The sequence below is a fragment of the Streptomyces sp. NPDC006384 genome (genome assembly GCF_042870695.1).
Lineage (GTDB): Bacteria > Actinomycetota > Actinomycetes > Streptomycetales > Streptomycetaceae > Streptomyces.
Genome location: NZ_JBIAHR010000008.1, coordinates 288,011 through 300,529, shown reverse-complemented (window position 1 = coordinate 300,529; position 12,519 = coordinate 288,011). Strand labels below are relative to the sequence as shown.

At 73.8% G+C, this 12,519-nt stretch carries 11 protein-coding genes and 2 tRNA genes; 5 read left to right on the top strand and 8 right to left on the bottom strand.

The window, feature by feature from the left end; genetic code table 11:
- Positions 1-216: 216 nt before the first annotated feature.
- A tRNA-Lys gene (locus ACFYOJ_RS13715) sits at positions 217-290 on the bottom strand.
- 200 nt (positions 291-490) lie between these two features.
- On the opposite strand from ACFYOJ_RS13715, the gene ACFYOJ_RS13710 reads away from it, so the two are divergent.
- The 3 genes from ACFYOJ_RS13710 (at position 491) to ACFYOJ_RS13700 (ending at position 3,600) form a co-directional block, all read left to right on the top strand.
- Entirely contained in the window at positions 491-1,570 is a 1,080-nt protein-coding gene (locus ACFYOJ_RS13710) for a peptidoglycan-binding protein (protein WP_356557579.1), read from the top strand.
- Between the two features lie 100 nt (positions 1,571-1,670).
- Positions 1,671-2,855 carry an SPFH domain-containing protein gene (locus ACFYOJ_RS13705; protein ID WP_356557580.1) on the top strand — a complete coding sequence of 395 codons (1,185 nt, stop codon included), beginning with the start codon at positions 1,671-1,673 and terminating at the stop codon, positions 2,853-2,855.
- A 139-nt stretch (positions 2,856-2,994) separates the two neighbouring features.
- Positions 2,995-3,600 (top strand): lytic polysaccharide monooxygenase auxiliary activity family 9 protein, encoded by a 606-nt coding sequence (locus tag ACFYOJ_RS13700; RefSeq protein ID WP_356557581.1) that lies wholly within the window; start codon positions 2,995-2,997, stop codon positions 3,598-3,600.
- 55 nt (positions 3,601-3,655) lie between these two features.
- Here the strand turns inward: ACFYOJ_RS13700 and ACFYOJ_RS13695 are convergent.
- From ACFYOJ_RS13695 to ehuB, 6 genes are all read right to left on the bottom strand, one after another.
- Positions 3,656-3,729, bottom strand: a tRNA-Lys gene (locus ACFYOJ_RS13695).
- Between the two features lie 93 nt (positions 3,730-3,822).
- Entirely contained in the window at positions 3,823-4,587 is a 765-nt protein-coding gene (locus tag ACFYOJ_RS13690; protein ID WP_356557582.1) for an IclR family transcriptional regulator C-terminal domain-containing protein, read from the bottom strand.
- A gap of 234 nt (positions 4,588-4,821) precedes the next feature.
- Positions 4,822-5,607: an ectoine/hydroxyectoine ABC transporter ATP-binding protein EhuA gene (gene ehuA, locus ACFYOJ_RS13685; RefSeq protein WP_356557583.1), complete on the bottom strand. Its 786-nt coding sequence runs from the start codon at positions 5,605-5,607 to the stop codon at positions 4,822-4,824.
- Positions 5,597-6,247, bottom strand: a complete 651-nt coding sequence (ehuD, locus tag ACFYOJ_RS13680; protein ID WP_356557584.1) for an ectoine/hydroxyectoine ABC transporter permease subunit EhuD — start codon at positions 6,245-6,247, stop codon at positions 5,597-5,599. Before ehuD ends, ehuA begins: the two co-directional genes overlap by 11 nt.
- Positions 6,244-6,948 carry an ectoine/hydroxyectoine ABC transporter permease subunit EhuC gene (gene ehuC / locus ACFYOJ_RS13675; protein ID WP_356557585.1) on the bottom strand — a complete coding sequence of 235 codons (705 nt, stop codon included), beginning with the start codon at positions 6,946-6,948 and terminating at the stop codon, positions 6,244-6,246. Before ehuC ends, ehuD begins: the two co-directional genes overlap by 4 nt.
- Positions 6,945-7,742: an ectoine/hydroxyectoine ABC transporter substrate-binding protein EhuB gene (gene ehuB, locus ACFYOJ_RS13670; RefSeq protein WP_356557586.1), complete on the bottom strand. Its 798-nt coding sequence runs from the start codon at positions 7,740-7,742 to the stop codon at positions 6,945-6,947. Before ehuB ends, ehuC begins: the two co-directional genes overlap by 4 nt.
- Positions 7,743-8,170: 428 nt before the next feature.
- Between ehuB and ACFYOJ_RS13665 the strand changes: the two genes are divergently transcribed.
- Both ACFYOJ_RS13665 and ACFYOJ_RS13660 read left to right on the top strand, forming a co-directional pair.
- The gene (locus ACFYOJ_RS13665) at positions 8,171-8,905 is read left to right on the top strand and encodes a decarboxylase (protein ID WP_356557587.1); all 735 of its coding nucleotides are present in this window, start codon (positions 8,171-8,173) and stop codon (positions 8,903-8,905) included.
- A 198-nt stretch (positions 8,906-9,103) separates the two neighbouring features.
- Entirely contained in the window at positions 9,104-9,556 is a 453-nt protein-coding gene (locus ACFYOJ_RS13660; RefSeq protein ID WP_356557588.1) for a DUF1801 domain-containing protein, read from the top strand.
- A 24-nt stretch (positions 9,557-9,580) separates the two neighbouring features.
- On the opposite strand, the gene ACFYOJ_RS13655 is transcribed toward ACFYOJ_RS13660, so the two are convergent.
- Positions 9,581-12,505, bottom strand: coding sequence for a LuxR C-terminal-related transcriptional regulator (locus ACFYOJ_RS13655; protein ID WP_356557589.1), 2,925 nt, complete (start codon positions 12,503-12,505; stop codon positions 9,581-9,583).
- Positions 12,506-12,519: the final 14 nt, after the last annotated feature.

The following is a 12,519-nucleotide window of genomic DNA, read 5'->3' as shown; positions in this document are numbered from 1 at the left end:
CTCGACCTTCACGGACGTCACAGTGGTGGGTTGCTGTCACCACGGCATCCACACTTTATAGACATGGAACAGCGACCCCCGGTTGCATGATGCCCCCCTCGGCATCCGGGCCCGCAACCGGTCCAGGGTTCTACGCCCCTCGGCATGATCGCAAGGGGCCGAAGCCCGGGTACGCCGCAGGCCCCCCGTGCTGAACGAGGGGCCTGCGACCGTCTGTGCGCCGCCAGGGACTCGAACCCCGGACCCGCTGATTAAGAGTCAGCTGCTCTAACCAACTGAGCTAGCGGCGCCTGCTGACCTGGAGAACTCTACCGGACGCCGACGGGTGCCCCGGACCACCGCCGGGCGGTGCGCGCGGGTCCGCGCACCGCCCGGGTACATCATTCGGACCGTCAACATGCGGGCGGGCAAGACGGTTGAGAAACTGACGACCGTGCGCCGACGCACACATCGCCGCGGGTTTTTTCGCCTGGAGTGTGAGGGGAATCGCATGGAGACTCCGGTTTTCGAGGAGATCGATCCCGCGAGCGACTGCGACTGTCCGGGGTGCCGGCACTGGCGCGGCGTCCTGCCGCACTCCCCGGCGGGCCGCGCCCCCGCCCATCCGGCCGCGTACCGCGTCCTGCTCGCGGCCACCGCCGCCGGGGCGGTGGCCGTCCTCGGCGCGGGCCAGGCGGCGGCGGCCCCGGCCGCCGTCCACGCCCCGCACCGGCCGGGCGTTCCCGTGGGCGGGACGCCCGCGGAAGAGGTGCCCGCGGAAGAGGTGCCCGCCACGCCGCAGGGGACCAGGGCGCCCTTGTACGGCCCGGCGGGCCGGCCGGCGCTCCCCGAGGCCGGGGCGGTACTGCCCGCCGTCACCCGCACGGAGATCATCGACCGGGCCCGGACCTGGGTCACCGCGAAGGTCCCCTACAGCACGACCGCCTACTGGTCCGACGGCTACCGGCAGGACTGCTCGGGCTACGTCTCGATGGCGTGGAACCTGACGACGAACGAGTGGACCGGCAGCCTCCCCGCCTTCGCGGACCGCATCACCAAGGAGGAGCTCCAGCCCGGCGACATCCTCCTGTTCCACAACGCGGCCGACCCGCAGAACGGCTCCCACGTGGTGATCTTCGGCGGCTGGACGGACGCCGCGCGCACCTCCTACACGGCCTACGAGCAGACCCCGCCGCACACCCGCACGCGGTCCACGCCCTACGCCTACTGGAACAACTCCGCCCGGTACGTGCCGTACCGCTACAAAGGACTCACCTCCGGCACCACGAGCACCGGGGCGGGCACCGCGGCGGGCGCCGTGTCCGGCGCGGCGGGCCCCGCCTCGCACGGGGTGCCCGGCTATCCGGGACGGGCGCTGTTCAGGCCGGGCGCGGAGAACGAGTACGTCACCCGGCTCGGCCGGCAACTGGTGAGGAAGGGGTTCGGCACGCACTACACGAGCGGTCCGGGGCCGCGCTGGAGCGAGGCGGACCGGCGCAACGTCCAGGCCTTCCAGCGCGCCCAGGGCTGGCGCGGCGGCGCGGCGGACGGCCACCCGGGTCCGGAGACCTGGCGGCGGCTCTTCTCCTGACCGTCCGCCCGGCGGGGCCACCGCTCGTGACCACCCGTTCATGTCGCACGGCGCATGACACATGACGCATGGCGCATCTGGCGCGGAGGCTGGAGCACGCATGAGTACGACCTCTTCGACGACCCCCTCGACCACGTCTCCCGCGTCCGCCCCGGCGCCGGCGTCCGCCACGGCTCCCGGGGGCGGTGAGCGGGCGGAGGGCGCGGTCCGGTCCGTCCGGCTGATCCACAACGAGGCCACCACCGAGATCCCCGTCCACCTGCTGTTCCGGGACGACCCCGAACCGGTGCCGGCGGCGGACCCGGTGCCGCCGCGGCCCGCGGTCGCCGGACGCCGGCAGGGTGCGGGGGAGCACCCGCGGCCGGGTCGTCCCACCGCGGCGCGGCAGCGTCCGGCGCCGGTGGTCGACCCGGAGCTGGCGGAGCGTCCGGCACGGGTGCTGCCCGGTGCGGCGGGGGTCGCCGCCGGGGCCTGCGGGGCGGCGGGCTGCGCGGCCACCTCCTGGTGGGCGGGGATCGTGCCGCCGCTCGCCGTCGAGGCGCTGGGGCTGCCGGCCCAGGCGGGCGCCGGGCTCGGGCCCGCGCAGTGGGCGGCGTACACGGCCGCCGGGGCGCTGGGGCTGTTCGGCTTCGGCGGGCTGGCCAGGGGCCGGACCGGGCGGGCCTGGGTGCTCGGCCTGTTCGGCCGCTACCGGGGGACGGTGCGGCGCACCGGCCTGATGTGGGTCAACCCGCTGCTGCTGCGCCGCCGGGTGGACGTGCGGCTGCGGCACTGGCGCAGCGAGCCGATGCCCGCGGCGGACGGCAACGGCGTCGCGCTGCGGGCGGTGACGCTGGTGGTGTGGCGGGTGCGGGACACCGCGAAGGCCACGCTGGGCGTCGAGGACCACGAGACGTATCTGCGCGAGTGCGTCGAGGCGGCGCTGGCCCGGGTGCCGGTGGAGCCGCCGGGCACGGTGCGGGGCGCGGCGGACGTGGCCGGCGAGACGCTGACGCGGCTGGTGACGGCGGACGCGGCGCCGGTCGGGCTGGAGGTGTTCTCGGTGCGGCCGGTGCGGGTGGAGTACGCGCCGGAGGTGGCCGCCGCGATGCACCGGCGGCGGATCGCGGCGCTGGACGCGGCGCAGCGGGCGAGCGTGCTCAGCTCGGTCGTGGACTCGGTGGAGGACACGGTGACCCGGCTGACGACGCGCGGGCTGGTCGAGCTCGACGACTACGAGCGCAAGGCGCTGGTGAAGGACCTGACGGTGGCGTTCTGCGCGGGACGGGGCGAGGCGGGGCCGTGAGCGGCGGGCGGAGGCCGTGAGCGAGGCCGGCGCCGAGTTCTGCGATTGGTATGGACATGTTCAACCGTCACCCATAATCTGAGACTTGGTCTAGACCAAGAAGCTCGCTGCACTTCCCCCACGTCACAGGAGAAGCAGTATGCGCACAAGGACCAAGCTGTCCGCCGCCGCGGTGGGCATAGCCACCACCGGAGCCCTCGTCCTCTCGTCCGGCGGCGCCAGCGGCCACGGCTACACCGACCTCCCGGTCAGCCGGCAGAAGCTGTGCCAGAACGGCACCGTCAGCGGCTGCGGCGCCATCCAGTGGGAACCGCAGAGCGTCGAGGGCCCCAAGGGCTTCCCCGCCGCCGGACCGGCCGACGGCAGGATCTGCTCGGCGGGCAACGGACCGTTCTCCGCGCTCGACGCGCCCCGGCAACCCAACGGCCAGGCCTGGCCGACCACCAAGGTGAACGGCGGACAGAACTACACCTTCCGCTGGCAGTTCACCGCCCGGCACGCCACGACCGACTTCCGGTACTACATCACCAAGCCGGGCTGGAACCAGGACCACAACCTGTCCCGCTCCGACCTCAACCTCACGCCGTTCTTCACGGTGCCCTACGGCGGTCAGCGGCCGCCGGCCACCCTCTCCCACAGCGGCACCCTGCCGTCCGGGCTGAGCGGGCACCACGTGATCCTCTCGGTGTGGACGGTCGCCGACACGGGCAACGCGTTCTACGCCTGCTCGGACGTGACCTTCTGAGCGGCCCACCGTACGAAGGAGGGCCCCCTCGCGTGTGCGAGGGGGCCCTCTTCTGTGCGCCGCCAGGGACTCGAACCCCGGACCCGCTGATTAAGAGTCAGCTGCTCTAACCAACTGAGCTAGCGGCGCATGACTCCCGCCTTCCGCTTCCCGCGGCCGGCGACGACAAAAATACTACCCGGTCCGAGGGGGTGCTCACGACCACCGCCCGCGCGGTCCGGGTCACCCCTGGATCGCCAGCGACAGCAGGACCGGCGCCGCGCCCCGGTTCAGGGCCTCCGCCGCCCGCCGCAGCCGGTGCGCGTGCGCCACCGGCAGGGACAGGGCCAGGCAGCCCGTGGCGGAAGCCGACGTGAGCGGGACGGCCGCGCAGACCGTGCCGACCGCGTACTCCTGGAGGTCGAGGACGGGCGCGGTGGGCGGCTGGGACTCCAGGCGGGACAGCAGCAGACGGTCGCTGGTGAGGGTGTGCGAGGTCAGCCGGACCATCCGGTGCCGGGCGAGGTGGTCGCGGCGGCCCGCGGGGTCCAGCTGGGCCAGCAGGCTCTTGCCGGCCGCGGTGGCGTGCGCCGAGACGCGGAAGTCGACCCACTCGTGCACCCGGGGCGTGGCCGGGCCGTCGGCGTACTGGGCGACGCTGACCTCGCCGTCGACGTACCGGCCGAGGTAGACGGCGGCTCCGACCGAGTCGCGCAGGCGGCCCAGGGTGTGCCGGAGCTTGTCGCGCAGCGCCTTTGCGCGGTCGTGCGCCGAGCCCAGGCGGGCCAGGACGTCGCCGGTGACGTAGGTCCCGTCGGCGGCCTGCTCGACGTAGCCCTCGCGGCGCAGCATGCGCAGGAGCGGGGCCAGGCGCTCCGGGCCGAGGCCGGTGTGCCGGGCGAGTTCGGTGCCGGTGATCCCGGTGCCGCGCCGTGCCACCGCCTCCAGGGCGCGCAGGGCGTCCTGGGCCGAGTGGTGCGGCGCGGTCGGCTTGTGCTGCAGCGCCACGGTGGTCTCCCCCTGCGCTCGCTTCGAAGGCCCTGTCCGGTCAGCGGGTCCTCTTCACGATAACCGCCAAGCGGCTTGGGGCGAGGGGTTGTTGGGGAGTCCGTGCGCCCTCCCAACTGCGGCGCCGACCCTCTGGCATATGCCAGAGGAATGCCCCGGCGTTCCGACCTCGGACGACTGACGACTGACGACTGACGGCCGACGTCGAACGCCGGGGGCGAGTGTGTTCCGCCGTCACAGCACCGCGCTGAGGAATTCCCGTGTGCGGTCGTGCTCCGGCTCGCTGAAGATCTTCTCCGGCGCGCCGGCCTCGATGACCCGGCCCGAGTCGAACATCAGGACCTGGTCCGAGATGTCCCGGGCGAAGTTCATCTCGTGGGTCACGCACAGCATGGTGATGTCGGTGCTGCGCGCGATGTCCCGCAGCAGGTCGAGGACGCCCGCGACCAGCTCGGGGTCGAGCGCCGAGGTCACCTCGTCGAGGAGGAGCACCTTCGGCCGCATCGCCAGCGCGCGTGCGATCGCCACCCGCTGCTGCTGACCGCCGGAGAGCTGGGCCGGGCGGGCGTCGCACTTGTCGGCCAGGCCCACCAGGTCGAGCAGCCCCTCGGCCCGCTCCACGGCCTCGTCCCTGGACATGCCGAGCACGGTGACCGGCGCCTCGGTGATGTTGCGCAGCACGCTCATGTTCGGGAACAGGTTGAACTGCTGGAACACCATCCCGATCTGCTTGCGGGCCTCGCGGCGCTCCTTCTCGGTCGCCGGGAAGAGCTTCTTCCCGTCCACGGTGATCGTGCCCTCGTCGGGCTTCAGCAGCGTCATCAGCAGCCGGAGGATCGTCGTCTTGCCCGACCCGGAGGGGCCGATCAGGGTGACGTGCTTGCCGGCGTCGACGGAGAAGTCGAGATGGTCGAGGACGGTGTTGTCCCCGAACCGCTTGGTGACCTGCTCCAGGCGTATCAGCTCGCCGGAGCTGCGCTCGGGGCTCTTCTCGGGGTGGGGGAGAGTGTCAGTGGGCAAGGCGTCGCTCCAGGGCTCGCAGGGCAAGGGAGGCCAGGTAGGAGACGATGACGAAGGCCACGCCGATCACCGTCAGGGGCTCGGTGAACTGGAAGTTCTGCTGCGAGAACAGGCGCGCCTCGCCGAGCATCTCCAGCACCGTGATCGCCATCAGCAGGGGCGTGTCCTTCAGCATCGAGATCACGTAGTTGCCGAGGGCGGGCACCACCCGGCGGACGGCCTGCGGCAGGATCACCGCGGTCCATGTCCGGCCCGGCGGCAGGCTCAGCGCCGTCGCCGCCTCCCACTGCCCGGCCGGCACCGCCTCGATGCCGGCCCGGTAGACCTGCATCGTGTACGTCGAGTAGTGCAGGCCGATGCCGATCACGCCGGTGGTCAGCGCCGAGGCGGTCACGCCCCACTCGGGCAGCACGTAGAAGAGGAAGAACAGCTGCACCAGCAGCGGGGTGTTGCGCACGAACTCGGTGACCACCCCGACGGGCCAGGTCACGAAGCGGGACGGCATCCGCATCAGCAGCGCCCACACCAGGCCGAGCACGAAGGAGATCAGCGAGCCCAGCACCAGGATCTGCAGGGTGACCAGCAGGCCGTCCCGGAAGTGCGGCATGAACTCGGAGACCGCGTTCCAGTCCCACGTCATCGGACACCCCCGATCCCGGCCGGCTCGGGGGCGACGGCCTTCCGCCTCGGGGCCGCCCTGCCGACGCCCGCCTTCAGCTTCTTCTCCAGACCGCGCATCATCCGGGTGAGCAGGAAGGCGATCACGAAGTAGATCAGCAGGACGTACGTGTAGATCTCCGCGCTCTCCTGCAGCGCGAGGCGCACCAGGTTGCCGCTGAACGCCAGATCGCCCATGCCCATGACCGACACCAGGGAGGTGCCCTTGAGCAGCTCGATCAGCAGGTTGGAGAAGGGCGGGATCATCTCCGGCACCGCCTGCGGCAGCAGGATCAGCTTCATCCGCTGCCAGGGCGTGAAGCTGAGGGCGATGCCGCCCTCCCGCTGCGCCGGGTCCACGGCGGCGAGCGCGCCGCGCACGATCTCGGCGCCGTACGCCCCGTAGGTCAGGCCCAGCGCGAGGGTGCCCGCCCACATCGGCACGAGCTGCCAGCCGAAGGCCGGCGGCAGCACGAAGAACACCCAGAAGATCATCACCAGCGCGGAGGTGCCACGGAACACCTCGGTGTAGAAGCCCGCGAGGAAGCGGACGATCCACAGCCGGTGGGTGCGCGCGACACCGACCGTGAAGGACACGGCCGTCGCCAGCAGCGCGCTGTACACCAGCAGTTGGAGCGTGACCCAGACGCCCCGGAGCACGAGTTCCCACAGTCCGGATGTCATCCGCCGCACAGCTCCTTCGCGGTCAGATCGGTCATCTCGTCCTCGGTGAACCCGAACGGCTTCAGGATGCGGAGCAGTTCACCGCTCTTCTTGAGCTTGTGCAGCTCGACGTTGAAGGCGTCCCGCAGGTTGGTCTCGGTCGGCCGGAAGGCGAAACCGCCGCCGTCGACGTGCGGTCTGCCGTTCACGATCGGCTTGAACGCCTCGGTCACCTCGGCCTTGCTGGACTTCTTCACCACCTCGCGGGTGGTCAGCGCCGTGCCCGCGAAGACGTCCACGCGCCCGGCCTCGACGGCGTTGAGGCCGGCCACCTGGTCGGGGACGATCAGGATGTCGCTCTCCTTGTAGCCGGCCTCCACCGCGTAGGCGATCTCGGCGTAACCGGTGCCGGTGGCGAACCTGGCCTTCTTCGCGACGACGTCCTCGTAGTCGTGCAGCCCGAGCGGGTTGCCCTTGCGCACGATGAAGGAGTCGAGCATCTGGTAGTCGGGGTCGGAGAAGACGACCTGTGCGCAGCGGTCCGGATTGATGTACATCCCGGCCGCCACGACGTCGAACTGCTGTGACGCCAGGCCCGGGATGAGAGAGCCGAACTCCGTGGGCACCGGCTGCACCCGGTCCACGCCGAGCCGCTTGAAGATGACCTTCGCCAACTCCGGTGCCTCGCCGGTCAGTTCGCCGTCCTTGTCGATGTACCCGAAGGGGATCTCGCCGGCGATGCCGAGCCGGGCCACGCCCTGGGCCCGCAGCCGGTCGAGCAGGTCGCCGCCCTTCACGTCCGACGCGGTGGCCACCCGTGAGCAGCCGACGGCCCCCGTCGCGCCGAGCGCCGCGACCCCCGCGAGCAGCGACCGGCGTGCGGGGCGTGCGATCCCCGAAGTCCTCGAGGTCCCTTGTTCATTTACGGATATGCCCCATGGAGGGGTTCTGTGTGGTGGAGCCATGGGCGCGCAGCTACCCGAAGCCCCGGAGGTTATGCCGATCTTTTTCGGTCCGATACGGGGCCGAGTCCTCCCACGTCACGGCACCCCCTCGGCTTCCCGGACGGCACAGCCGTCCGCCCGGCGGGATCTCGGCCAACCCGGTGACGAGGGGGGCGGCACCGCGCCGGCGGGGTACCCGTGCCGTGGGACCGCGGCGGGCACCGGACCGGCCGGTCCCGTACGCGAGGGACACCGGACGTTCCTGGCACCGGCACGGAACAGCAGCGGGAAGGGTGAACATGACAGCACTGGGATTCCTGTACCCGGGCCACTCCGGCGAGGACGACTACCCGCGCATCGAGCAGCTCCTGGGCAGCGACGTCCGGGTGGACCTGGTGCACACCGACATCGGCGAGGGCGCGCACCGGGAGCTGGACGTCCTGCGCGAGATGGGCTCCCCGCAGCGGCTGGAGGAGGGCACGGCCGGGCTGCGGCTGGCCGGCGCCGACGCCGTGGTGTGGGCCTGCACCAGCGGCGGCTTCGTCCACGGCTGGGAGGGCGCCCAGGAACAGGTGACCCACCTGGCCCGGACGGCGGGCCTGCCGGCCTCCTCCACCTCCTTCGGCTTCGTGCACGCGGCGCGGGAGATCGGAGTGCGCCGGGTCGCGGTCGGCGCGACGTACCCGGACGACGTGGCCCGGCTCTTCGCGGACTTCCTGGCCGCCGCCGGACTGGAGACCGTGGCCGTCGCCGGCTCGGGCGTCGGCACGGCGGCGGAGGTCGCCGCCTGGACCGGGGCCGAGGTGCTGGCGCTGGCCCGCGCCGCCGACCGCCCCGAGGCGGAGGCGGTCCTCCTGCCCGACACGGCCCTGCACACGGCGGCGCACATCCCGCTCCTGGAGAAGGAGCTGGGCAAGCCGGTCCTCACCGCCAACCAGGTCACCGTCTGGGAGGGGCTGCGCCTGGCCGACCGGCGCGTCAACGCACCGCAGTTGGGGGCGCTGTTCACCCGGGAGCCGGTGGTGCAGATGTGAGACGGGGCACCCCGGTCCCGCCGACGGGACCGGGGGAGCTCCGCGGTGCTCCGCGCGGTGCCTCCCGTAGCGCCTCCGTGGTGCTTTCCGTGGTCGGCACGGAGGCGTGCGTGCCCCGGCCGCGGAAGACTGTGACCACAGCGGCCGGGCCGGTACGTCCACACCGGCCGGCGGGGAACCACGACCAGGGGAGCGACCATGACCACCATCGAGAACGGCGCGTACGAAGGCTTCACCGCCGAGGAGCGGGCCGCGATGAAGGAGCACGCGCAGGAGCAGAAGAAGGCGGCCCGCCGCGGCTCCAAGGCGGACAAGGCGGCGGAGGCCGAGCGGGACCTGCTCGCGAAGATCGCCGAGATGGAGGGCGCCGACCGGGCCATGGCCGAGCGCGTCCACGCCGTCGTCACGGCCACCGCCCCCCAGCTCGCGCCGAAGCTCTGGTACGGGATGCCCGCCTACGCGCTGGACGGCAAGGTCGTCTGCTTCTTCCAGAGCGCGGCGAAGTTCAAGGCACGCTACGCCACGCTCGGCTTCAACGACCCGGCCAGGCTGGACGACGGCGCGATGTGGCCGACCGCCTTCGCCCTGACCGAGGTCACGCCCGAGGTGGAGGCCCGCATCGCCGCCCTCGTGAAGCAGGCGGTGAGCTGAGGACCGCGGCGCGTCGGCGGGCGGTCACCGGGCGGGCGGTGCCGTGAGGCCCAGCCCGGTGAGCGCGGCCCGGCCCGCGGCGGCGTGCTCCCCGCCGGCGAGCAGCAGGGTGCGCGCCGACTGGTAGGGGCAGCCGGCCGCGTCGAGGGCCGCCGCCGCGGCGAGCTGCCCCGGCAGGTCACCGTCGAGCAGCGCCCGGGCGCGGTCCGCCAGGGCGGTGGCGACCGGGTTGCCGGCGACCGTCCTCCGGGCGGCGGCGACCCGGTCCCGGGCGTCCGGATGTCCGGCGAGCACCGCCGCCTCCGCCCGGAGCGCCACGTACCAGTGCAGCCAGATCCAGCACACCCACTTCCACACCTCCTCGGCCTCCGGCGCGAGCCGGTCCAGCGCCGCGTCCGCGTCCCCGTGGTGCAGCATGACCATGGCGTCGAGAACGGCGCCGTACCCCAGGCGGTGCTGTTCCCGGGCCGTGTCCGCCCGGCCGACGACCGCGAGCCAGGCCGTCCGGGCGTCGTGGTCGCCGCGCAGGCCGTGCACCATGGCGACCGACGCGGCCGCGGCGCCCAGGGACAGCGACGGCCGGCGACCGCTGTGCTCCCACGCCTCCAGGAACCGCCCGCTGCGGCCGAGCACCTCGTGGCCGTGCCCGGCGAACGCGTCCGCGACCAGCAGCCAGGACGTGGCGTGGTGGCCCGCCCCGGCCAGCAGCGGATGCCCGGCGAGCTGCCGCCCCCACCGCCGGGCGTCCCGCAGCCCGCCCACGCCGACGGCGGTGCCGGCGGCCATGGCGAGGGCGTCCATCGCCTCGTGCGTACGGGCGGGATCCGGCGGGAGGGAGACGAGGAGGTCCACCCGGCGCCGGGCGGCCGCCGCGGCGGCGAAGGCGTCACCGGTCCAGCTCCGGGCGCCGGACAGCGCGTCGAGGGCGGCGGACTCCGCCACCGGGTCCCCCGTGCGCCGGGCGAGCGCGACGGCCCGTTCGGCGCGTACGACCGTGTCGTCCACGGTGTTCTCCGCGGCGCCCTGGACCGCGCCGTACGCGTCGCCGAGCACCGCCGCCTCGGCCAGCGCGACGGCCGCCTCGGTGGCCGGGGTGCCGTCGGCGTGCTCGCGCGCCCCGGCGAGAAGGGCCGTCGCCTCCGCCACGGGGGGAATCCGCGTGAACAGGGTGGAGAAGCGGTACGCGACGATGGCGGCCGCCGCCAGGTCGCGGCACGCGCCCGCACGGTCCCCGGCGCCGAGGGCGGCCTCGGCGGCGGCGCGGTGCAGCCGGTACATGTCGTCGCCGAGCCGGCGGCACCCGGCCACCGCGGCGGCCTGCCGCAGCGCCTCGGCCCGCGCGCCGTCGTCGGCGGCGAGGGCGGCGGCCTGCTCGTGGCGCCGCTGGGACTCGCCGAGCAGGGTGCGGGAGAAGGCGAGGCCGGCCAGCGACACGGCGAGCCGGTACGCGTCCGCGCGCCGCTCGGGCCGGCCGGCGGCCCAGGCGAGGGCGGCCCGCAGGTCGTCCGCCAGCGCGTCGAACCGGGCCCGCCAGTCCTTGTCCGACACGTCCCCGAGAACGGTCGCGGCCTCCAGGCACCAGCGCAGGTGCCGGTGGCGCACCCCGGTCAGCTCACCGGCGTCGGCGAGCCGTTCCGTCCCGTACCGGCGGATGGGCTCCAGCGCCCGGTACCGGGTGCCGGTGGCCGTCGGCACCACGGTGAGGAGGCTGTGCTCGGCGAGCCGGCCGAGCCCGTCGACGACCGCGGCGAGGTCGGGCGGGACGCTTCCGGTGCCGGGGGCGGGCGCTCCGGCGCCGTCGTGGGCCGCCTCGGCGGTGCGGCCGGTGGCTGTCTCGGCGGTGCTGTCGTCGGCCGTCTCCGCGGTGCTGTCGTCGGCCGCCTCCGCGGCGAACCCGGCGACCTCGGTGGCCGCCTCGGCGGTGAACGGGGCGACGAACACCGACACCCGGCGCAGCAGCGCCCGGTCCCACGGGTCCAGCAGGTCGTGGCTCCAGTCCAGCACCGCCCGCAGCGACCGGTGCCGTTCGTCGGCGCGCGGCCCGCCGGTGAGGAGCCGCAGCGGATCGGCGAGCCCGGCCGTCAGACCGTCCAGCCCGAGCGTGGACCAGCGTGCCGCGGCCAGCTCGATCGCCAGCGCCATGCCGCCGAGCCGTTCGCAGATCGCCACGACCCCGTCGCCCGCCGCCGGACCGGGCGGCTGCCCGACGGCGGCGGCCCGGTCCGTGAACAGCGCCACCGCCTCCGACGCCTCACCGCCCTCCACGGACAGCGGCGGCACCGGCAGCACCCGCTCGAACGGCACCGTCAGCCGCACCCGGCTCGTCACGAGCACCCGCAGCCCTGGACACGCGGCCAACAGCCGTTCCAGGAACGGCGCCACACCGTCGCGGACCTGCTCGCAGTTGTCCAGCACCAGCAGCGCCCGGCGGTCCGCCAGCGCCGCCCGCACCGCGTCGTCGACACCACGCCCGGGCTGTTCGCCCACGCCGACGGCCACCGCGACCGCCGCCCCCACCCGGTCCGGCTCGGTCACGGGAACGAGGTCGACGAACCACACGCCGTCCGCGAAGTCACCGGCCACGTCCGCCGCCACCGCCAGCGCGAGCCGCGTCTTGCCGACCCCGCCCGGACCGGTGACGGTCACCAGCCGGTGCGTCCTCACCGCCTCGGCGAGTTCCCCGCGCTCCCGCACCCGGCCGACGAACGCCGTCAACGGCGCCGGCAGGGGCGGCGCCGTCCGCGACCGCTCCGCCCGCGCCGTCTCGCCCGCGTGCCGGGCGAGCGCTCGCCGGTCCGGCAGTCCCGTCTTCCGCAGCAGCGAGGAGACGTGCGACTCGACGGTGCGTACGGAGAGGACCAGCCGGGCCGCGATCTCCGCGTTGCTGAGGTGCTCTCCGAGCAGCGCGAGCACTTCCGCTTCCCGCGCCGATATCCCTGGACTGGTCACCGGGCCATTATCCG